Annotated in this window: 18 protein-coding genes; 10 read left to right on the forward strand and 8 right to left on the reverse strand. The window is 57.3% G+C overall.

The features are described from left to right. Window positions 1–54 precede the first annotated feature (54 nt). The 3 genes from ACQY4Z_RS16030 to ACQY4Z_RS16040 are packed head-to-tail and all read left to right on the forward strand — an operon-like array spanning window position 55 to window position 3,189. Window positions 55–726 (forward strand): response regulator, encoded by a 672-nt coding sequence (locus ACQY4Z_RS16030; RefSeq protein WP_428522859.1) that lies wholly within the window; start codon window positions 55–57, stop codon window positions 724–726. Beyond that, window positions 719–2,116 carry a sensor histidine kinase gene (locus ACQY4Z_RS16035; protein ID WP_428522861.1) on the forward strand — a complete coding sequence of 466 codons (1,398 nt, stop codon included), beginning with the start codon at window positions 719–721 and terminating at the stop codon, window positions 2,114–2,116. The genes ACQY4Z_RS16030 and ACQY4Z_RS16035 overlap by 8 nt, the downstream gene beginning before the upstream one ends. Then, window positions 2,113–3,189, forward strand: a complete 1,077-nt coding sequence (locus ACQY4Z_RS16040) for an ABC transporter substrate-binding protein (protein ID WP_428522863.1) — start codon at window positions 2,113–2,115, stop codon at window positions 3,187–3,189. The genes ACQY4Z_RS16035 and ACQY4Z_RS16040 overlap by 4 nt, the downstream gene beginning before the upstream one ends. A gap of 10 nt (window positions 3,190–3,199) precedes the next feature. Here ACQY4Z_RS16040 and ACQY4Z_RS16045 read toward each other — a convergent pair whose 3' ends face one another. The 3 genes from ACQY4Z_RS16045 to ACQY4Z_RS16055 form a co-directional block, all read right to left on the reverse strand. Then, entirely contained in the window at window positions 3,200–4,114 is a 915-nt protein-coding gene (locus ACQY4Z_RS16045) for an ROK family protein (protein WP_428522865.1), read from the reverse strand. A gap of 123 nt (window positions 4,115–4,237) precedes the next feature. Then, window positions 4,238–4,939 (reverse strand): GntR family transcriptional regulator, encoded by a 702-nt coding sequence (locus tag ACQY4Z_RS16050; RefSeq protein ID WP_133951706.1) that lies wholly within the window; start codon window positions 4,937–4,939, stop codon window positions 4,238–4,240. Between the two features lie 18 nt (window positions 4,940–4,957). After that, the gene (locus tag ACQY4Z_RS16055) at window positions 4,958–6,346 is read right to left on the reverse strand and encodes a formimidoylglutamate deiminase (RefSeq protein WP_428522868.1); all 1,389 of its coding nucleotides are present in this window, start codon (window positions 6,344–6,346) and stop codon (window positions 4,958–4,960) included. Between the two features lie 83 nt (window positions 6,347–6,429). On the opposite strand from ACQY4Z_RS16055, the gene hutI reads away from it, so the two are divergent. The 7 genes from hutI to ACQY4Z_RS16090 all read left to right on the forward strand — a co-directional run bounded on the left by hutI (window position 6,430) and on the right by ACQY4Z_RS16090 (window position 15,016). Continuing rightward, a complete protein-coding gene (gene hutI / locus ACQY4Z_RS16060; protein ID WP_428522870.1) occupies window positions 6,430–7,635 on the forward strand; it encodes an imidazolonepropionase in 1,206 nt (401 codons plus the stop codon). Beyond that, complete coding sequence (hutH, locus tag ACQY4Z_RS16065; RefSeq protein ID WP_428522872.1) at window positions 7,632–9,188, forward strand: histidine ammonia-lyase; 1,557 nt, start codon at window positions 7,632–7,634, stop codon at window positions 9,186–9,188. Before hutI ends, hutH begins: the two co-directional genes overlap by 4 nt. Further along, entirely contained in the window at window positions 9,175–10,008 is an 834-nt protein-coding gene (gene hutG, locus ACQY4Z_RS16070) for an N-formylglutamate deformylase (protein WP_428522874.1), read from the forward strand. Before hutH ends, hutG begins: the two co-directional genes overlap by 14 nt. Next, window positions 10,001–11,674 carry a urocanate hydratase gene (hutU, locus tag ACQY4Z_RS16075; protein ID WP_428522876.1) on the forward strand — a complete coding sequence of 558 codons (1,674 nt, stop codon included), beginning with the start codon at window positions 10,001–10,003 and terminating at the stop codon, window positions 11,672–11,674. Before hutG ends, hutU begins: the two co-directional genes overlap by 8 nt. Before the next feature lie 47 nt (window positions 11,675–11,721). Then, window positions 11,722–12,819: a TRAP transporter substrate-binding protein gene (locus tag ACQY4Z_RS16080; protein ID WP_428522878.1), complete on the forward strand. Its 1,098-nt coding sequence runs from the start codon at window positions 11,722–11,724 to the stop codon at window positions 12,817–12,819. Between the two features lie 146 nt (window positions 12,820–12,965). Further along, the gene (locus ACQY4Z_RS16085) at window positions 12,966–13,469 is read left to right on the forward strand and encodes a TRAP transporter small permease subunit (RefSeq protein ID WP_428522880.1); all 504 of its coding nucleotides are present in this window, start codon (window positions 12,966–12,968) and stop codon (window positions 13,467–13,469) included. Beyond that, window positions 13,466–15,016 (forward strand): TRAP transporter large permease, encoded by a 1,551-nt coding sequence (locus ACQY4Z_RS16090; RefSeq protein WP_428522882.1) that lies wholly within the window; start codon window positions 13,466–13,468, stop codon window positions 15,014–15,016. Before ACQY4Z_RS16085 ends, ACQY4Z_RS16090 begins: the two co-directional genes overlap by 4 nt. A 45-nt stretch (window positions 15,017–15,061) precedes the next feature. Here ACQY4Z_RS16090 and mgrA read toward each other — a convergent pair whose 3' ends face one another. The 5 genes from mgrA to soxC form a co-directional block, all read right to left on the reverse strand. After that, on the reverse strand, window positions 15,062–16,111 hold the full coding sequence (mgrA, locus tag ACQY4Z_RS16095; protein WP_428522884.1) for an L-glyceraldehyde 3-phosphate reductase: 1,050 nt from the start codon (window positions 16,109–16,111) through the stop codon (window positions 15,062–15,064). A 166-nt stretch (window positions 16,112–16,277) separates the two neighbouring features. Next, on the reverse strand, window positions 16,278–17,555 hold the full coding sequence (locus ACQY4Z_RS16100) for an NAD(P)/FAD-dependent oxidoreductase (protein WP_428522886.1): 1,278 nt from the start codon (window positions 17,553–17,555) through the stop codon (window positions 16,278–16,280). Between the two features lie 48 nt (window positions 17,556–17,603). After that, window positions 17,604–18,365, reverse strand: a complete 762-nt coding sequence (locus tag ACQY4Z_RS16105; RefSeq protein ID WP_428522888.1) for a c-type cytochrome — start codon at window positions 18,363–18,365, stop codon at window positions 17,604–17,606. A gap of 28 nt (window positions 18,366–18,393) precedes the next feature. Then, on the reverse strand, window positions 18,394–19,503 hold the full coding sequence (locus ACQY4Z_RS16110; protein ID WP_428522890.1) for a c-type cytochrome: 1,110 nt from the start codon (window positions 19,501–19,503) through the stop codon (window positions 18,394–18,396). Further along, on the reverse strand, window positions 19,487–20,770 hold the full coding sequence (soxC, locus tag ACQY4Z_RS16115) for a sulfite dehydrogenase (RefSeq protein ID WP_428522892.1): 1,284 nt from the start codon (window positions 20,768–20,770) through the stop codon (window positions 19,487–19,489). The genes ACQY4Z_RS16110 and soxC overlap by 17 nt, the downstream gene beginning before the upstream one ends. Window positions 20,771–20,772: the final 2 nt, after the last annotated feature.

A 20,772-nucleotide genomic window follows, 5' to 3' on the forward strand; every position in this document is an offset into this window, starting at 1 on the left:
GCGCTTGCAAGAAGTGATGAGGGCAGGCAAGAGTGAGGGTAGGAGGACCAAGTTTTGCGGCTATTGCTCGTTGAAGACACCTTTGACATGGCTGAAGCCATCATGATCCGGCTGGACCGGAGCGGTATAGCCTGCGATCTTGCCAAGACACTCGAGGAAGCGCGATCGCTTCTGGATGTTCAGCGGTATGATGTCATTGTTCTGGATCTGAATTTACCGGACGGGCTTGGAACCGATCTTTTGAAAGAGTTGCGGCAAAAATCCGATCGCACGCCGGTGTTGGTGCTGACCGCAGAGTTCTCCGTGGATGATCGCGTGTCGACGCTCAACTCCGGTGCAGACGATTATCTGGTGAAGCCCTTTGATCATCGCGAGCTGGAGGCGCGCATTCAGGCGCTCTACAGACGTGAGCAGGGTGACAAAGCAGAAGAATTGACGATAGGGGATCTGACCTTTAATGCGACGGCCCGCGTTGTTCGGTTGAAGGAGGCACCGGTCAACCTGACACGGCGGGAATTCTCACTGCTGGAATTGTTCATTCGGAATCGGGGAAAAGTTCTGAGCAAGGAACGGCTTTTTGAGGGCATTTTCAGCTTTCAGGACACGGATGTCAGCATGAATGCGCTGGAGCTTTATGTTGCGCGCCTGCGTAAAAAACTCTCCGGAAGTTCTGTTGTGATCGAGACGCAAAGAGGGCTTGGATACAAGCTTGAGGTCCATGACTAGCTTGCTCAGCCGGTTTGGTGCGACATCTCTCACAGCGCGTGTGGCGTTGGGCGTCACGTTCCTTTTGACGTTTGGTGGGATTATCGTTTCGATCGCAGCCTTTGCATATGGCCGCGAAGCTGCCCGCTCGGCTTATGACCGCTTGCTGGTAGGGGCGGCCAATGACATTGCCTCGGCAATCACCGTGGTGGATGGCAATCCGGTTCTTGAGTTGCCGCATTCTGCATTTGAGCTTCTGGCGCTCGCGCCTGACGACCGGATCGGGTACCGGATCGTTGGGCCTAACGGCCAAACCCTGACCGGTTACGATGAAATTGCTCTTCCTGCCGGGCTGACAGGATACAACGACGTCTTCTTCGATGGCGCATTTTTTGGCGAAGCGGCCAGATATGTTGTTGTCTCCCGGCGATTTGCCGAACGCACTTGGAGCGGGACCATCCGGGTTGTTGTGGGGCAGACCCTGAAGGCGCGGAACGCCATGGCCGTGGATATCACGCGCAAAGCGCTCTACGTGCTGGCGGCGTCCGGTCTGGCGATGATGCTGTTGGCCGTTCTGGTGGTGCGTGCTGTTTTCAATCCGCTAAAGCGGATCGCGGGAGGATTGGCAGAACGTGATCCTCATGATCTGACACCCCTCGATACAGATGTGCCGAGGGAAACCGCCATGATGATCCAGGCGTTGAATGCCTTTATGGGGCGGCTGGATCGGCAGATGGATTCCATGCGGCATCTGATTTCGGACACGGCTCACCAATTGAGAACACCCGTCGCGGCGCTCAGGGCACAAGCAGATCTCTTTTCAGATGAGGAGGATCCCGAGCGCAAAGATCGCATTGTTGAACGTATTCAGACCCGGTCCGCGAGTCTCGGCCGGCTGCTCGACCAAATGCTGAGCCAGGCGTTGGTGATCCATCGTGGCGACAGTGTCCGCCGGGAAAAAATCGATCTGCGGGATGTTGTGCTGGACGTTTTCGAGGAGGGCGATCATGCAGTTCTGCGGCCGGATATTTCAGTCGTTCCGCAATTGGCAGACCAACCGGTTCACGTGCTTGCGGATACGACGTCCCTTCAAGAAGCGGTCAAGAACCTTCTGAGCAATGCCTTGAAATATGGACGGGCACCGGTGCGCATTGGTGCTACGACCGAAAACGGTGTTGCCTCTATCTGGGTGGAAGATGATGGCGGTGGGCCCGATCCGGAAATCCTTTCCGCCCTGGGAACACGCTTCAATCAATCTGGTTTGTCCCGTCAGAACAGTTCCGGTCTTGGGCTCGCCATTGCGCATGCTGTTGCCCGGTCTTTTGAAGGACAGTTGGTTTTGGAAACACACGGCAACAGGACCTTTCGCGCAGCTCTGTGTTTTCCGGAAATCAAGGCGGAGGCTGCATGAAGGATACTCAGTGCAGGTTACTTGGTATTAGCCTTTGGTTGTTGGCTGCCGTCATTGTCCCTGCAACTGCGGCAGAACCTGAGTTGGTCGAACAATATGGGGGTGCTGATGCCGAACAGACCCTCATTGTGCGCTCGACTGCCGACATCTCGGTTTTTGCGCCCGTTGTCGAGGCTTTTTTGGAAACACGGTCCGATCTGACACTCATCTATGAGCAGTGGGGATCGAACGACCTCTACACCCAATCCCGCACGGAATGTAGGGAAGGGGCACCGGTTGCCGATGTCGTTATCAGTTCCGGCGTCCACCAAATGGTCAAGCTGGTCAACGAAGCCTGTGCCCAAAGCCATGTGTCTCGGGAGACTGAGCAGTTGCCAGCTGCGCTGCGGTGGCGCGATGAATTGTGGGGCATTTCCAGAGAACCCGCTGTCGTAATCTATAATCAGGACTTGGTACCGCCCGCTGAGGTGCCAAAGTCGCGGTTTGATCTCCTGGATTTGCTCCGGCCAGCCAACACCCCTTACGCCGGACGCGTTGCCACCTATGACATCGAGCGCTCCGGCCTCGGATATCTTTTTGCTTTTGTCGACGCACAAGAGGCATCGACCTTTGGCGCATTGCAGGAAGCCTTTGTGCGCACCCAAGCCGTCCGGTCGTGCTGTTCCTCCGATATCATCCGGAGCGTGGCCGATGGCCGCTACCTGATCGCTTACAATGTGCTGGGATCTTACGCCCAAGGATATCAGCAGCAAGATGATCGGATCGGGATCGTTTTGCCAACCGATTACACATTGGTGCTGTCCCGTGCCCTAATGATCCCGAAAGGGGCAGACAACGGTGCTGCGGCTACTGATTTTCTGGACTTTTTGTTGTCGCCTGAGGGGCGCAGGGTCTTGCGTCAAGCGTTGCTCATCAGCCCGCTTCTTGAGACAGAAGAGGGGGCTGAGGGAGAGACCTTAAGCTCGACAGCGCTTCGCCCGATCGGTTTGTCTCCGGCGCTCATGGTTGCGCGGGATCAGCTGACCCGGGAAACTTTCTTGAAACGCTGGCGCGTGACATTTCCTGGGCCGTGAATGCAGAAAATCAATTCGTAAATTCTTTTGGAAACGCGCGTCGGGCGTGGATACTCGCCCCTTGCAAGCCGCCGGTCTTGGAGAACACGCCACGCACCACAAGTGGTTCGGTGTAATTCGCAAGTGTTGTTGCGCGGGTCTTGCGATCAATTTCTGCCAGAAGCCGGTCGTCGGCGCTTAAGCCTCCGCTCACCGGGATTACATCCGGCCCGAGCAGATTGACCACCATGCTGAGCGCTCGAGCCAGAATAGTTGTAAAGGCGTCGATGGTTCTTGCCGCTTGCGGCTTTCCGGCGCGCCAAGCGGTCGTTACTTCAATGCTTGAGTATGATGTGTTGTGAAGAGCGGCGTGTATTTTCTCCAGACCTCGCGCCGAACCGTAAGCATCCAGGCAACCGATTTGACTGCACCCGCATTGAAAATGCGGAATGCCTGAAATCGTCCCACCCGCGGTTGGATCGACAACCGGACCGTGCCCCCACTCTCCGGCGATCCCGCCACGCCCGGAAACAAGGCTGCCCTTGTGAACCAAACCGCCGCCGACTCCTGAGCCAAGAATGATGGCAAAGACAGTCTCTTTGCCAGAGCCCGATCCCTCAACAGCTTCTGCCAGAGCAAAGGCATCTGCATCATTGATGATCGCGACCGGGGTGCCGAGTTCTCTCGTCAGATCCGAAGCGATCGGGCGGCCGTTCAGACAGGGAATGTTGGCGACGTCTGCGATGCCGGTTTGTGCATCGAAGGCCCCTGCGAGGGATATAACAGCCGGGCCGCGGGTCTCTGGAAGACACTTACGGAGTGCTTCGACAAACTCAGACCACGAGTGCAACGGTGTTGGAACCCGCCCAGCCTCTTGCACCGGACCATGCGCATCGGGATGCGCGTAGCGTATAAAGCTGCCGCCGATGTCGAACGAGGTCACCATCCTGAAATTGCGTCTTTCCAAAGTGGTCGTGGAACCTTGTCTCACTAAACCGCAACATGCCGCTTGCACAGAGTTTTTTCGGCAGAATGAAGGTGCCGTTGCCTCGAATAATACGTCCAGCTTTTATATGCGGCTACGCATTCGGTAGCCTGGAGCAAAGATGAGTTTTACATGTGTGATCGGCGCATCGCCGGTCCAAGTTATGCGCTCCATGGCAAACAATGCTGTCCCCAGTGTGCAATCAAGGATCCGGGCGGTGTCTTCGTTGGCGTTGAGAGCGGAAAACGACAGATCCCCCCGGCTGTAGGGCGCATTATGGACCAGCCATTCGTTCGCGCTTGAGACCTCGAACTTGCGTTGGCGCGCCTCGGGCACGGTATCAAGATTGATGTAACGCTCTTCAAACGCATAAGGGCGGTCGTCCGCAAAGTGGAGCGTTTTTAGATAGAGCACGTCATCACCGAGCGATGCGTGAAATACTCCGTGCAGCATTGGTGGAACCGGTTGGTAGGCCCGTTCCAGAAGACTGTGCCGGTAGGTCTTGCCGAGCGCTTCCACCTCTTCCCGGATGATCGGAATCGTTAGCGTGGCCCGCTGCGGCGGATTGAGTGCAACACGCGTGCCCGCACGGCGTTTGCGGATGACCAGCCCGCTTTCGGCCAGGTCCCTGAGCGCTCTATTGACGGTCGTGCGCGCGCAACCGAATTCTTCTGCCAGATCCGCTTCGTGCGGGATCTGCGCGCCCGGTTCCCAGACGCGGTCATGGATCCGGCGAAGAAGTTCTTCGCGAATGCCAGTCCAGGAGTTCGTATCGGTCAGGGCCACAGGTGATCGGTTCCTTGTTCAGATTCGGCCGCGCAACGCTTTCATCGTCGCCCGGTAGCGGACGCGGATTTCCTCGCCTTTTACATGGATTCCCGCGGTAACAACATGGCGGCCTGCCGACCAGACATCTTGGATCATTCTGTCATCGCCCGCGAAGATGTAGGCATCCAGGATCTCGTCGCCTTTGCGGTCTTCAAGGTCGATGGCATTTGCGTCTAGGGCGACCATGTCGGCAAGGTGACCGGCAGCGATCTGTCCAGCACGGCGTCCACATGCTTGCGCACTTCCGGAAACCGCTCCATCAAACAACACGCGGCCCGTCGAGTTTTCCGGATTTGCCACCGACGCCCGGCATTTGTCGCGAAGGCGCTGTGAGTACTCGAGCGTGCGCAACTCTTCTGACAAGGAAATCCGGATGTTGGAGTCGGAGCCAATTCCGAACCGCCCGCCGGCATCCAGATACCGGACGCCGTCGAAGATCCCGTCTCCGAGGCTCGATTCGGTGATTGGACAAAGCCCGGCAACCGCGCCGGTCTGAGCCAGTCCAACGGTCTCTTCAGGTGTCATCTGCGTGCAGTGAATGAGGCACCAGTTTTTCGATACATCATGATTGTCCAAAAGCCAGTCGACTGGCCGCTTGCCCGTCGCTTCCAGAACTTCTTCGACTTCGGCGACTTGTTCTGCCAAGTGCATGTGCAAAGGCATCTGCCTCGCGAGTACGACAGCGTTTTTCAACGCGTCCGAATCGACTGCGCGCAACGAGTGGGGCGCGATGCCCAAAACGCTATCATTACCGAGGGACTGCAGGGCGTGACCCGCTTGGTCATGGAGTTTTTGGAACCGGTCGAAATCATTGCCGAAGCGGATTTGTCCCGGTGCCAGCGGGCGCTTGTCGCAGCCACCGTGGGTGTAAAGCACCGGCAGCAAGGTCAACCCAATGCCGGTCTTGCTGGCAGCTGCCACAATCCGCTCGGACATTTCGCCGAGATTGTCAAAAGGCGCGCCGCCAGGCTGATGATGCAGGTAGTGGAATTCTCCGACGGCTGCATACCCGGCCTCAAGCATTTCCATCTGAACAAAGGCGGCAATTGCTTCGACATCATCTGGTGTGAGCGTGTCGAGAAAACGGAACATGATCTGCCGCCAGGTCCAGAAGCTGTCGCGGCTCTCCTGACCCCGGCGTTCGCTCATTCCGGCCATCGCGCGCTGAAACGCATGGCTGTGGAGATTGGATGGTGCAGGTAACAGGATCCCGACCCGGTGCGTTTCTCCGACCGGTGACAGAGCGTTAGTTTCAACCGCAGAAATCTCACCGCCCGCCAAGAAGTCAACGCGGACGTTTTCGGCCCAGCCACTGGGAAGCAGCGCCTTGTCTGCGAAAATGGTGCTGTCTTGCGCCGTAGGCATGCCGGTTTCTTTCCCTCGTTGACACGTTAATATGTGCATGCATATTATCTTTTATCGCAATCTAATCAAGCGGGAGATGTCCGGTGCCACAGCGGCTGCTGACAAATGCCAAATTGGTCACACTCACGGAGACGGGAGAACCGTACGGCTTGATTGAAGACGGTGTTCTTGCCATTGACGGCGAGGCGATTGGTTATGCTGGTCCGGCAGCAGATCTGCCGGAAGCATTCTCGGCCTATCCGAATGAGAACTTGAACGGGCGTCTGGTGACGCCGGGGCTTATCGATTGCCACACCCATGTTGTCTTTGGCGGTGACCGGGCCCGCGAATTCGAAATGCGGCTCGAAGGCGCGTCCTACGAAGAGGTTGCACGCGCAGGTGGGGGCATCGTCTCGACCGTCAAGGCAACGCGGTTAGCCAGTGAAGACGAATTGCTTGAAGGTGCGCTATCCCGCGTGGATGCGCTGATTGCCGAAGGTGTCACGGGGATCGAGATCAAGTCGGGTTATGGCCTCGATCAGGAAACCGAACTCAAGATGCTGAGAGTTGCCCGCAAGGTCGGCAGCCTGCGCTCAATCTCAGTAAGCACGACATTCCTCGGCGCGCACGCTGTTCCGGCAGACTATAAAGACCGCGCGGACGCTTACCTCTTTGAGGTTTGCCTGCCCACGTTGGAAGCCGCCCATGCCGAGGGTCTTGTCGATGCGGTCGACGGCTTCTGTGAAGGCATTGCCTTTTCGCCAAAACAAATCGCAACAGTGTTCGATAAGGCGAAGGAACTTGGCCTGCCGGTCAAACTCCACGCCGAGCAATTGTCAAACCTGGGCGGAGCTGCCCTTGCGGCCTCTTATGGCGCATTATCCGCAGATCACCTGGAATATCTGGATGAAGCTGGCGTCGAAGCCATGGCCAGAAGCGGCACGGTTGCTGTCATCCTGCCCGGCGCGTTTTACACTTTACGCGAAACGCAGTCCCCGCCGGTTGACCTTTTGCGCCGACATAATGTGCCCATGGCGCTGGCGACAGATTGCAATCCAGGGTCTTCGCCGCTCGCTTCTCTCCTTCTCACAATGAACATGGGCTGCACTTTATTCCGCATGACACCGGAAGAAGCGCTTGCCGGTGTGACCCGCGAGGCGGCCAAGGCACTCAGGTTAACGGACCGCGGTGCGCTGGAGGCCGGAAAACGCGCCGATCTCGCCATCTGGAACGTTCGGCATCCGGCAGAACTCAGCTATCGCATCGGCTTTAACGCCCTAGAAAAACGCATTTTTGGAGGAGCCGAATGAGCGCTCTTGTTGTGTCTCCAGGCGCTGTTCGCCTTGCCGATCTGGAACGCGTCTACCGTGAAAGCCTTCCCGTCCGGGTCGACCGGGCTGCGGAAGCTGCAATCCGGTTGGCTGCGGAGCGGGTCGGGAAAGCCGCACGCGGTGAAGAAGCCGTTTATGGTGTCAACACAGGGTTCGGCAAGCTGGCGAGTGTGAAGATTGCCGCTGAAGACACAGAGACACTTCAACGTAATCTGATCCTGTCGCATTGCTGCGGTGTTGGAGAGCCACTCGACACGGCGACAACCCGTTTGATGATGGTTCTAAAGCTTCTCTCCCTCGGGCGCGGGGCGTCCGGGGTTCGTCTCGAAGTGCTGGAGCTGATCGAGGCTTCCCTGGAAAAAGGTGTTACGCCGATCACGCCATCTCAAGGTTCTGTTGGAGCGTCCGGTGATTTGGCACCCTTGGCCCACATGGCCGCTGTCCTCATCGGCGAAGGCGAAGCGGAATTCGGCGGCGAGCGGATGTCAGGTGGAGCCGCGCTCGAAAGGGCCGGGTTGAAGCCCGTCGTTTTAGGACCCAAGGAAGGCCTCGGCCTTATCAACGGAACACAGTTTTCGACGGCGTGCGCGCTTGTCGGTCTCTTTGAAGCCTGGCGTCTGGCCGAAGCAACGGTATTGACCGCAAGCATGTCGACCGATGCCATCATGGGCTCAACCGCGCCACTTCTTCCGGAGATCCATGCACTGCGTGGCCATCGTGGTCAGATCGAAGTGGCTGCCGCAATGCGCGCCGTCATGGAGGGGTCTGAAATCCGTGAGAGCCACCGGGAAGGCGACACCCGTGTTCAGGATCCCTACTGTATACGCTGCCAACCGCAAGTTACGGGTGCCTGCATTGACCTTCTACGCATGGCCGCCAGCACACTTGAGATTGAGGCGAATGCGGCAACCGACAACCCTCTGGTGCTGATTGAAGAAGACCGGATTGTTTCTGGTGGCAACTTTCACGCGGAACCTGTTGCTTTTGCCGCAGACCAGATTGCGCTCGCGATTGCCGAGCTCGGGGCGATTGCCCAGCGGCGTATCGCCTTGATGGTTGATCCGGCTTTGTCCTTTGATTTACCTCCGTTTCTTGCGTGCGATCCGGGTTTGAATTCCGGGCTTATGATCGCCGAAGTGACAACGGCTGCATTGATGAGCGAAAACAAACATCTCGCCAATCCGTGCTCGACAGACTCCACCCCGACAAGCGCCAATCAGGAAGATCACGTTTCTATGGCCGCGCATGGCGCGCGCCGTTTGGCTCGAATGAACGCAAATCTGGCTCATATTTTGGGTGTTGAGCTGCTTTGTGCTGCCGAAGGGATTGAACATCGCGCACCACTCAAAACCAGCGCGCCGCTGCAAAATGCGTTGGAACAGCTTCGGCAAAACGTGCCCGCACTGGATAAGGACCGGTACCTGGCTCCGGACCTGGAGACGGCGGCGGATTTGATCAAGTCCCGCAGCTTGGTTGCGTTTCTTGATGACAATGCCGCCTTGGTCCTTGGAGGTGTCCATGCAGCCGGTTGAGGTCTTTCACGGAGACGGGCCGGTGGTGCTTGGGGTGCCGCATGCCGGAACGTATGTGCCACCTGAGATTTGGTCCTGCCTGAATGAAGTGGGTCAAAAGCTTGCCGATACCGATTGGCACGTTCACCAACTCTATTCTGACCTCCTGCCAGGCGCGACAATGGTGAAGGCAAACTTCCACCGCTATGTCATTGATGCCAACCGGGACCCTGAGGGCGTCAGCCTTTATCCAGGTCAAAACACGACAACGCTCTGTCCAACAACGGACTTTGACGGACGCCGGATTTATCTGGACGGCAGCGAGCCGGATCCCGAAGACATCGAAAAGCGGCGGCTGGCTTGGCACGCGCCTTATCACGCTGCACTGAAGGCCGAACTGGAGCGTGTCCACGCGAAACACGGCATCGCAATTCTCTACGACTGCCATTCGATCCGTTCCGTCGTGCCCTACTTGTTTGAGGGCACGCTGCCGGATTTCAACACCGGAACCAATGGCGGCGCCACATGCGCACCCGAGATCGAGAAGGCCGTTGTCGATCTCACAGCAAAAGCTGAGGGCTACACATCGATCCTGAACGGCCGCTTCAAGGGCGGCTGGACCACCCGCCACTACGGCCAGCCGGCACGCGGCTTCCATGCCATCCAGATGGAGCTGGCTCAGTCTACGCATCTTTTGAGCGAAGACACGCCGTTTGCTTATGACGAGTCGAAAGCCGGGCGTTTGCGGGTCCATCTGAAAGAAATTCTTAGCGCACTGGCTGATCTCGCGCCCGCGCTCGTCCAACACACAAAAAATTCCGAGGGAGCCAACCATGGTTGACCGCCGCCACAATGCACGTGACGTTTTCCCGCCGACGGGAACAGAGCTCAATACCAAGTCCTGGTTGACGGAAGCTCCGTTGCGGATGCTCATGAACAACCTGCATCCAGATGTAGCGGAAAACCCCCACGAGCTGGTTGTTTATGGCGGCATCGGCCGTGCTGCGCGCACTTGGGATGATTTCGACCAAATCGTTGCGAGTTTGAAGTCACTGGAAGACGATGAAACCTTGATGGTTCAATCGGGCAAACCGGTAGGCGTGTTCAAGACCCATAAGGATGCACCGCGGGTTCTGATCGCGAATTCCAATTTGGTGCCGAACTGGGCGAACTGGGACCACTTCCACGAGCTCGATAAAAAGGGTCTGGCGATGTACGGCCAGATGACCGCGGGCTCTTGGATCTATATCGGAACCCAGGGCATCGTTCAGGGTACCTACGAGACCTTCATGGAAGCCGGCCGCCAGCATTATGAGGGTAACCTGAAAGGCCGCTGGATCCTCACCGGTGGTCTTGGTGGCATGGGCGGTGCGCAACCGCTTGCTGCCGTCATGGCCGGAGCCTGCTGTCTCGCGGTCGAGTGCGATGAAAAGAGCGCCGATTTCCGCCTGCGTACAAAATACGTCGATGAAAAGACGCATTCTCTCGACGAAGCGCTGGAGATGATCGAGGGCTGGACGAAGGCTGGTGACGCGAAATCCGTCGCCCTCATCGGCAACGCTGCAGATGTTTTTGCTGAACTCGTCAAACGTGGTGTCAAACCGGATATCGTCACCGACCAGACGTCAGCGCATGACCCGGTGAATGGGTATCTGCCGCAAGGCTGGACCGTTGCCGAATGGCGTTCAAAGGCTGAGACAGATCCGAAAGCGGTTGAGAAAGCCGCGCGGGCTTCGATGAAAGTTCACGTGCAGGCAATGGTCGATTTCTGGAATGCCGGTGTTCCAACGCTGGATTACGGCAACAACATCCGCCAGGTGGCCTTGGAAGAGGGATTTGAAAACGCTTTCGCGTTCCCGGGCTTCGTGCCTGCCTATATCCGGCCGCTCTTCTGCCGCGGGATCGGGCCCTTCCGCTGGTGCGCGCTTTCCGGTGATCCGGAGGATATCTACAAGACCGACGCCAAGGTGAAGGAACTCATTCCAGATGATGAGCATCTACACAACTGGCTCGACATGGCCAAGGAACGGATTTCGTTCCAGGGTTTGCCTGCCCGGATTTGCTGGGTGGGTCTTGGTCAACGCCACCGGTTGGGTCTTGCCTTTAACGAAATGGTCCGCAACGGTGAGCTCAAGGCCCCGGTCGTCATCGGCCGCGATCACCTTGATAGTGGGTCCGTGGCGTCTCCGAACCGGGAAACGGAATCCATGAAAGATGGCTCGGACGCGGTGTCAGATTGGCCGCTTCTGAACGCTCTCTTGAACACGGCGTCTGGCGCAACCTGGGTGTCTTTGCACCATGGCGGCGGCGTCGGTATGGGCTTCTCACAGCATTCGGGCATGGTCATTTGCTGCGATGGAACCGATGATGCTGCACGCCGGATTGAGCGTGTGCTTTGGAATGATCCCGCAACCGGTGTGATGCGGCACGCTGATGCGGGCTACGAAATTGCGCTGGATTGCGCAAAAGAACAGGGATTGAACCTGCCGGGTATCCTTGGGAGATAACAACAATGGCGGACAGCCCTCCAATCACCTTTGACAAAGAGGATAAGATGAAAAGACGTGACTTTTTGAAAGCCGGTGCAATCGGCGCAACGGGCGCAGCAGCGACAACGCTTGCAGCGCCTGCCATTGCTCAAGATGTCCGCCAGTGGCGCATGGTAACGGCCTGGCCGAAGAACCTGCCAGGACCAGGCGTCGCTGCGCAAATGCTCGCGGACCGCATCACGACCCTGTCGGGCGGGCGCATCGAAGTGAAGCTGTTTGCGGCCGGCGAAATCGTTCCGGGCAATGGTGTTTTCGATGCCGTCGGGCAGGGCACTGCTGAGCTTTATCATGCGGTCCCGGCCTACTGGGGTTCCAAGTCCAAGGGTATCCTGCTGTTTGGGTCCCAGCCGTTTGGTCTGACAGCTCCCGAACAAGCCGGCTGGTTGATCCACGGTGGTGGCCAGGCGCTTTATGATGAAATGTACGGCCGCTTCAATCTGAAGCCGTTCTTGTGCGGCAACTCAGGTCCGCAATGGGCCGGCTGGTTCCGCAACGAGATCAACAGCGTTGACGATCTCAAGGGCTTGAAGTTCCGCTCAACGGGTCTCGCATCCGAAATGTGCTCCAAGCTCGGCATGGCAGTACAGGCCATGAGCGGCCCGGCAATGTTCCAGGCGCTGCAGTCTGGTGCTCTTGATGCTGGCGAGTTCATCGGCCCGTGGACCGACAGCGCGCTCGGCTACTACCAGATCGCCAAGAACTACTATTGGCCGGGTGTTGGTGAGCCGTCTTCCGCTGAAGAATGCGCGGTTAATCTGGATGCCTACAACGAACTTCCGGATGATCTTAAAGAGGCCGTCACGCAAGCCTGTTCCAGCCTCTACAACGATGTCCTGACCGAGTACAACACCAAGCACGCGCAAGCTCTGACGGGTCTCGTCAACGATCATGGCGTGATGGTGCGCAAGCTCCCGGACGATGTGATCGTGGCCATGGGAAATGCTGCCGGTGAAGTGATCGCTGACCTGCGTGCAGACAGCGACGATCTGGTCAAGCAGATCACGGAGAGCTTCCTCGGCTACCGCAAACTGATGCGCGAGTACATGCCTTACGCTGACAACGGTCAGATGAACGCCCGGCTGCTGGACTACAAATACGACTGATCGTCGGAAATGTAAGGCACAGCCTGCCTTTGGCGATCGGGGAAGTGGAAACGCCTCTCCGGTCGCTACAGCATGACTTGACCATCTGGTCCAACTCCGCACGATGAGGGTGTGACCTTGTGAGACAAAAACAGGAACCCACCGCGATGGAAAAGCTTGCGGGTGTGCTGGAGCGCGTGAATTCGATAATAGGCAACACCTTGTGCTGGGCAGCGCTGGGCATGCTGATGTTGCAGTTCGTGATTGTGCTACTGCGCTATGTTTTCGGCTACAGCTTCATCTTTCTCGATGAAGGTGTTTTGTATTTCCATGCAGCCATCTTCATGCTGGGCGCAGGGTACACGTTTCTGGTCAATGCCCATGTGCGTGTGGACATTTTTTATGCCAAGGCAACTGAGCGTGCACAGGCTTGGATCGACATCTTTGGCCATCTGTTTCTGCTGACGCCAGCGTTGCTTATTCTGTTGTGGTTCTCCTGGCCGACTGTGCGCAGCAGCTGGGCAATACTCGAGGGGCCTATTTCGGTCGGCGGGATCCCGGCATCTTTTCTTCTGAAAACCCTTATCCCGGCCTACTGCATTCTTTTGCTCGTTCAAGGCGCCGCTGCCTTGATCCGTGATATTTCCCGCTTGAAAGCCACCGCTGTATGAGCCTTCCTCTTGATTTGATGATGTTCGGGGCGCTGATCGCCTTCATTCTGCTGGGATATCCGGTGGCCTTCACGATAGCAGGCGTCGCAACCGGCTTCGCGCTCCTGGGATGGATGCTTGGAGATTTCAACATTCAGCTTATGGGGGCGATGGGCCAGCGGTTCTTTGGAGTGCTGACCAACCCGGTGCTCACCGCCATCCCACTCTTCGTGTTGATGGGGGTGATCCTGGAAAAAAGCCGGATTGCCGAGGACCTTCTTGAAACGATGGGCCGGCTGTTTGGCAAGATGAATGGCGGCCTTGGTGTTTCCGTCGTTCTGGTGGGCGCCCTTCTGGCTGCGTCGACCGGTATCGTCGGCGCAACGGTCGTTGCAATGGGCTTGATTGCCCTGCCGACCATGTTGCGCAACGGGTATGATCCGAAATTGGCCTCCGGGATGGTCTGCACAGCTGGCACTCTTGGGCAGATCATCCCGCCCTCGACCCTTTTGATCATCCTTGCCGATGTCATGTCGAATGCGTTTCAGCAGGCGCAATATGCACAAGGCAAGTTCACAATCGAAACCATCTCGGTCGGGCAGACCTTTGCGGCCGCGATGGTGCCGGGACTTCTGCTGGTTGCCGTCTATTGCGTCTACATCATCGGCCGCGCGAAACTTTTTCCGGGTGACGCTCCGGCAATGAAGGAGAGTGTTGAGCCACCAAGCGGCGTAGAAATCGCGTCTGCGATCGTGCCACCAATCCTTTTGATTATTGCCGTCTTGGGCTCGATCCTCGGCGGGGTCGCATCTCCGAACGAAGCAGCTTCTGTTGGTGCCGTTGGAGCTATTTTGCTGGCCGGTCGGCGGTTGGGCGTTCCGGTCAAACTCATCATTCTGGCGACCATTGCTTTGCTGGTAGTTGCAGTGTCGGCTGCGGCCTTCCCCGTGCGGCTCCAGAGATCCGATGTGACGATCGGTGGCTATGTGCTTGCCGCAATCTATGCCGGGCTTGCTCTCTTTGCGCTGGCCGTTGTTCTGAGAATTTTGCGCGCAGCATTTGCCGACGGGCTATTGAAGTCGTCGTTGCTCTCCACCCTGACCGTCACATCAATGATCTTTGCAACCATCCTGATGGCGAGTTTTTTCAGTCTGGTATTTGTGGGCCTGGGTGGGGAAGACCGTGTTCATGAGCTCTTGAAGGAAATGCCTGGGGGCGCGACGGGCGCACTGATCTTTGCAATGCTGTTCGTCTTCGTGTTGGGCTTTTTCCTCGACTTTGTTGAGATCTCGGTGATTCTGTTGCCCGTTTTGATCCCGCCGCTCATCCTGATGGGTATTGATCCGATCTGGCTCACAGTCCTGATCGCAATCAATCTTCAGACATCGTTTCTGACGCCGCCGTTCGGATTTTCGCTATTCTATCTGCGCGGCGCTGCGCCAAAGGAAATCACCACCGGACAGATCTATCGCGGTGTGGTTCCGTTCATCGGATTGCAAATCGCTGCCGTCGCGATCCTGTGGATGTTCCCGATTATCGCAACGTGGCTTCCGCGCTGGCTTTATTAGGCCGTCTAGGATGACCGGGCGGTCGAAACCGCCCAGTGTCTGGATCTATTTCTTCCGGGAAGGGCCTTCGCGCTCAGACGAGGCCGCCCAAAGATTGATGTTGGCGTCCTTGGCTGTCGCATCGATTTCCTGAAGCTCCGCTTCAGTGAACTCGAGATTATTAAGCGCGCCGACACAGTCTATCACTTGGGCTGCTCGGCTTGCCCCAATGAGGGCCGTGGTGACGCGGCCGCCTCTCAAGACCCATGCAAGTGCCATCTGCGCCAGTGTCTGCCCGCGCCGCTCGGCAATGGCGTTGAGTGCCCGGATGGTTGCAAGGTTCTCATCACTGAGGAATTGGTTCTGCAGGGATTTGCCCTGTGTGGCCCGGCTGCCTTCCGGAATGTCCTTCAGATACTTGTTTGTCAGCATGCCTTGGGCGAGTGGGGAAAAGGCGATGGAACCAATGCCGAGATCGTCTAAGGTGTCGAGAAGGCCGTCTTCTTCCACCCAACGGTTGATCATGGAATAGCTCGGCTGATGGATCAGACAGGGAGTGCCGAGCTCCTTCAGGATTGCTGCTGCTTCTCGTGTCCTATTCGTATTGTAAGAGGAAATACCGACGTATAGGGCCCGTCCGGAGCGGACGATGTGGTCCAGCGCCATCATGGTCTCTTCCAACGGCGTTTCCGGGTCGAACCTGTGTGAATAGAAGATGTCGACATAGTCGAGACCCATGCGCCTAAGCGATTGGTCGCAGGACGCAATCAGGTATTTGCGGCTGCCCCACTCGCCATAAGGACCAGGCCACATGTCGTACCCGGCCTTGGACGAAATGATCATCTCGTCCCGATACGGTGCAAAGTCGGTGCGCAGGAGTTCGCCGAATGCGCTCTCCGCGGAGCCCTTTGCCGGACCATAATTGTTGGCAAGGTCGAAGTGGGTGATGCCGAGATCAAAAGCGGTCCGCGCAATTTCCTGTTTGCGTTGGTGCGGGGTGTCATCGCCGAAATTGTGCCAAAGTCCCAGAGAAATGAGCGGCAGTTTCAATCCGGACTTACCACAGCGGCGGTAGTCCATGCTGGTGTAACGGTCGGGCGATGCGGTCCAGGTCATTGCGTCTCCATTTGGCTGGTTTTTCCAAGCAACACTGTTTCAGAATGTCGATGGAGGGGGACGCTGTCTTCGCACTAATGACGGGTGATGTGAAGTATGGACTGAAGTTCTGGTGAAAAAGAGGCTTGCGGCAGCCGGCGCCACCGCAAGCAAGGTGGGGGAGGAATTAGGCGCCGAACATGTCGGTGGTGATGCCTTTGTACCAGCCGATCGACTCTTCATAGGTCGCCTGACGGAGGCCTGCATCTTCACCGGTCTGGCTAATGAATTTCGAGGTGGACGCGATTTTTTCTTCGGTCGGGGCGTATTGTGCGCCGACTTTTACGCCGTCGTTGGTCTCGATCAGGCTCCAGCAGGTGTTGGAGTATTTTGCTGGGAAAACACGGGACCCGGTGAGGTCTCCGCGAATGGCCATGGCTGCCACTTTGGCCTGGCTGTTCGCCGAGAAACCGGACTTCGGCATGTCTCCGGCGATGCAGGCATCTCCGATGACAAAGATGGAATCGTCTTTCTTGGAGCGCATGGAAGCCGGATCAATGGCACAGAACCCGCTGTCGTTGGTAAGTGCGGCCTTAGAGGCGATCATGCCCGCCTTTTGCGCCGGGATAACGTTCACCAAATCGCCTTGGAAGGTGTCCAGGTCTGTTTCGACCTCCCCGGTCGACGCATCGACCTTGACGATACCGCCATGCACATCCGGTCCATACCACTCGATCATGCCCGGATAGTGCTTGTCCCAGCCTTCCTGGAATAGGGCTTGTTTGGAGAACTTCGGCTTGGGATCAATGATGACGATCTTGCTGTCGTTCAGTCCCTTGGATTTGAGAATATGCGCCATCATTGACACACGCTCGTACGGTCCCGGAGGGCACCGATATGGGTTCGGCGGGGCCACCATGACGATTTGCTGGCCGTTTTCGATAGCATCCAGTTTGGCTTTCAGAAGCTGGGTCTGAGGGCCCGCCTTCCACGAATGCGGCATGATTTCAGCCGCTTCTTCTGAGTAACCGGGCACACTATCGTAGATGAGATCAATGCCCGGGGACACGACCAGACGGTCGTAAGGCACTTTGGAACCGTCCGCCATGACAACCATTTTGGCATCCCGATCAACCGCATCTGCCATGCCGTTTACAACGGTGATGCCGTAGTTCGAAGACAGCGTATCGTAGCCGTGTGTGATGGAATTGAAATCGCGGAACCCGCCGAGGTATAGGTTGGAGAAGAAGCAGGTTGTGTAGGCCGGGTTGGCTTCGATCAGAGTAACGTCAAGATCCTCACCAGCATCCTTGGCCATATACCGGGCGGCTGTGGCGCCTCCAGCGCCGCCGCCGATGACGACGACATTAGGTTTCCCCTGCGCCCGGGCGTAGTACGGCAGTGCCAGGGATGTCGCCCCGGCGCCAACCAGAAGCCCAAAACTACGGCGTGTGAGATTTGGCATGTCATTTCCTCCCAAGTATGCAGTTTGGCCCCTGCATTTGACAAAACCTCATTGCGGATCGATGGACCCGAAATAGGCGGCCAAGGCTGCGATTTCCTCGTTGCCGAGGTTGACTGTCATGTTCTGCATGACCTGATGACTGCGGACATTTGTCTTGTACTCAAAGAGTGCCCGGATGAACGGTTTCTTAGGCCAGCCGATAATGGATGGGATGCCATCGGCCCGGCCGGAGACCTGATGACAGGTGACACATTCACTCGAAAGATACTCGCCATAGGCCATGTCGCCGTCGATCTGCATAGCAACGGCACCCATTTCCGGCGTCACAGTTTCCGCCTCCGGTTCTGACGCCGGTTCGGATTTGGAAAGCTCTCTCAAGTAGGCGATGATGTGGGTGCGATCCTGACGGTTTGGCATGCCGCGATAGGACATTCGGGTTCCGGGTACATATTCCCGCGGCTTTTCGAGATAAAGGTCCAACGAAAACTCGTTCCAGACCATCCCGTCACTGCCAAGTTTCTTCATCGCACTGGAATACTTGAACCCTTCCAGGGTCCCGGCCGGGCGTTCAAAAAGGCCGTCGAGATGAGGACCAACGCCATTACGTGCATTGGCTCCAACTTGGTGGCATGCTTTGCAGGCTTTAAACAGCTTTTCGCCTTTTATTGGATCGCCGTCCGATGCCATGGCCGGCGCCGCCAGTAAAAACGCTGCGCCTGCGATCCATTTTCTTGCTCGGGCCCATGCCGCATTTCTCCATGTCGGAAAATCGGCATAAGGCCGTTCAGCCTTTTCCTGCTTCTGGTCCATACCGGTTCCTCCCGTGACCCGGTATGGATCAGTCTACCGCGCCGACACCGGCGTTGTCATCGCCGCCGTCGTCGGGCGTCACATCCAGAATGCGCGCGCGCATGGTAATCTCAACAGGACCGGGCTTGCAGTCGGTCATGCATGGTTCGCTCTTTTGTGCGTAATGCGCTTCTTCGGGCCGGTCATCCGCAATGAAGTTCTCCTCATTGGGCAGGCGGATATCGAGGAAGTTGTCCTTGGAGAGTTCAAACTCCTCATCGTCCACAAGATCGTTCAGGTAAAGGAGATACGCGGTGATTGCGTAGACCTCATCGTCGGACAAAGATCTGGCATTGCCAAAAGGCATTGCCCGGCGGACATAGTCATAGACTGTCGACAAGTAGGGCCAGTAGGAACCGATTGTCTTTTCTGGGCGATCGTCGGTCAGGGTGTCATGGCCACCTGCGAGAACCGGCCAGCGGTCTACTGCCTCGCCAAAATCACCGTGACACATGGCGCAGTTGTCTGTGTAAAGAACTTCTCCGTCGGCAACAGTTCCCGATCCTTCGGGAAGCCCTTGCCCATCTGGACGGACGTCGATGTCCCACGCAGCCACTTCCTCAGCCAAGGCAACACGGCCAAGGCCGAAGACACCACCGTCTCTTGTACTAGAGGCAGCGGCGGCAACGGGTTCTGTTGAGGCAGAAGCGGCGGCGACTTGAGCTCCGCTATCTTGTAAAATTGCTTTGGATTGTTCTGAACCGTTGTCTGCGTTTTCAGAGTAAGTCGCAAGGTATGCGAGAATGTTGTCGAGATCTGCATCCTTGCGGAGCCCAGCAAAGGCCATCTTGGTGCCTTTGATCATGGCTTTCGGTTTGGCGAGATAAGTGCGGGTGGTTTCCATGTCCCACACCAGCCCGTCCTCACCTGCCTTGAGCATCGCTTTTGAGTATTTGTAGCCATCGATCTCGCCGGCCGTGCGCCCAAACAGGTCGTTTAGATGCGGACCAACCTTGTTTTTGGCCCCATCACCTACTGCATGGCAGGCTTGGCATTTCTTGAAGACCTTCTCGCCCTTGGCCGCATCGCCCGCGGTGGCGGTGGAGGCAAGCGCGACGAGAACGGTGCCGAGCGAAAGCGCTTTAAGAGACTTCAACATTTTCAACCGCCCCGTTCTTTTGGACATACCAGGTCTGAATGCCGTTGTTGTGGTAGATGGAGTTTTCCCCGCGGGCGGCGCGCAGCTCGTTTTTGGTTGGCTGGTAAAACCCGTGTTCATCCATTGCGCGGGATTGGATCAGCATTTCCGAGCCGTCCCAATCAATGTCGAGGTAGAAACGGTGCAGAGACTTCGACAGGCTCGGCCCGTCGATCCGTGCCTTCTTCCAGTTCCGGCCGCCGTCGAGCGATACGTCTACTCGAGTGATGCGGCCGTTGCCGGACCAGGCGAGGCCTGAGATCACCATCGGGCCTTTGCCGTGCGAAACCGGCATTTGCGGGCTTGGGCTGGTGATGACGGACTTGGGATCCATCACCCAGGTAAAGCGCCTGGCTTTTCCTGTTTCCAGGAGATCTGTGTATTTGGATGTTTCCTCGCGGTGGTGCCACGGTTGATCGCCGACTTCCAGCCGCCGCAACCACTTGACCCACATGTTGCCTTCCCAGCCCGGAACAACGAGACGCAGCGGATAGCCCTGTTCAGCGCGCAGGGCTTCGCCGTTCATTTTCCAGGCAACCAAGCAGTCATCCAGCGCCTTTTCCATCGGGATGGAGCGGGTCATGTGGGCAGCGTCTGCGCCTTCGGGAAGCACCCATTTGCCGTTGGTCTTGACGCCGGCTTCTTCCAGCAATGTCTTAAGCTTCACGCCGGTGTACATCACGTTGTGCACCATGCCGTGGGTGAACTGGCAGCCATTGAGCTGAGACCCGCGCCACTCCATGCCGCCATTGGCCGCGCATTCCAGGAAGTAGACGTGGTTTTCGCGCGGGAAGCGCTTCAGGTCTTCCATGGTGAAAACCAGAGGAGTGTCAACCAGGCCGTTAATCATCAGACGGTGATCCTGCGGTCGGATATGCGCGACACCGCCATGGTGGCGCTCAAAACACAACCCGTTCGGCGTGATGATCCCGTCCAATTCATGGAGTGGTGTGAAATTGATTGAGGCGACGGCATCAGCGGTCAGCCAGGGCACGTTGCGCCGGACCACTTCCGACTCGAACTCTGACGGCATGCCATAGGGGGCGGCATCGACACCGTCGCCAAGATACCGGTTCCAGTCCTGAATTTCCGTGATCAATGGGTCACCTGCTGCGCGCGCTGCACCTGCAGCTCCGGCGGCACCTGCGGCAACACCACTCGCGAGGCCGGCCTTGAGAAGGGACCGCCGAGAGAGGGAGGGAGTGCCCTTGTCCTTTGTCTCAGTCATGT

The organism is Roseibium sp. (assembly GCF_965276855.1).
GTDB lineage: Bacteria > Pseudomonadota > Alphaproteobacteria > Rhizobiales > Stappiaceae > Roseibium.

What these genes read in the sequence shown, in the direction of transcription:
- ACQY4Z_RS16100 (WP_428522886.1), bottom strand. Translation starts at nt 17,555, where the DNA reads ATGCCAAATCTCACACGCCGTAGTTTTGGGCTTCTGGTTGGCGCCGGG.
- ACQY4Z_RS16090 (WP_428522882.1), top strand. Translation starts at nt 13,466, where the DNA reads ATGAGCCTTCCTCTTGATTTGATGATGTTCGGGGCGCTGATCGCCTTC.
- hutG (WP_428522874.1), top strand. Translation starts at nt 9,175, where the DNA reads ATGCAGCCGGTTGAGGTCTTTCACGGAGACGGGCCGGTGGTGCTTGGG.
- ACQY4Z_RS16105 (WP_428522888.1), bottom strand. Translation starts at nt 18,365, where the DNA reads ATGGACCAGAAGCAGGAAAAGGCTGAACGGCCTTATGCCGATTTTCCG.
- hutH (WP_428522872.1), top strand. Translation starts at nt 7,632, where the DNA reads ATGAGCGCTCTTGTTGTGTCTCCAGGCGCTGTTCGCCTTGCCGATCTG.
- soxC (WP_428522892.1), bottom strand. Translation starts at nt 20,770, where the DNA reads ATGACTGAGACAAAGGACAAGGGCACTCCCTCCCTCTCTCGGCGGTCC.
- hutU (WP_428522876.1), top strand. Translation starts at nt 10,001, where the DNA reads ATGGTTGACCGCCGCCACAATGCACGTGACGTTTTCCCGCCGACGGGA.
- ACQY4Z_RS16055 (WP_428522868.1), bottom strand. Translation starts at nt 6,346, where the DNA reads ATGCCTACGGCGCAAGACAGCACCATTTTCGCAGACAAGGCGCTGCTT.
- ACQY4Z_RS16080 (WP_428522878.1), top strand. Translation starts at nt 11,722, where the DNA reads ATGAAAAGACGTGACTTTTTGAAAGCCGGTGCAATCGGCGCAACGGGC.
- ACQY4Z_RS16110 (WP_428522890.1), bottom strand. Translation starts at nt 19,503, where the DNA reads ATGTTGAAGTCTCTTAAAGCGCTTTCGCTCGGCACCGTTCTCGTCGCG.
- ACQY4Z_RS16040 (WP_428522863.1), top strand. Translation starts at nt 2,113, where the DNA reads ATGAAGGATACTCAGTGCAGGTTACTTGGTATTAGCCTTTGGTTGTTG.
- mgrA (WP_428522884.1), bottom strand. Translation starts at nt 16,111, where the DNA reads ATGACCTGGACCGCATCGCCCGACCGTTACACCAGCATGGACTACCGC.
- ACQY4Z_RS16045 (WP_428522865.1), bottom strand. Translation starts at nt 4,114, where the DNA reads ATGGTGACCTCGTTCGACATCGGCGGCAGCTTTATACGCTACGCGCAT.
- ACQY4Z_RS16035 (WP_428522861.1), top strand. Translation starts at nt 719, where the DNA reads ATGACTAGCTTGCTCAGCCGGTTTGGTGCGACATCTCTCACAGCGCGT.
- ACQY4Z_RS16085 (WP_428522880.1), top strand. Translation starts at nt 12,966, where the DNA reads ATGGAAAAGCTTGCGGGTGTGCTGGAGCGCGTGAATTCGATAATAGGC.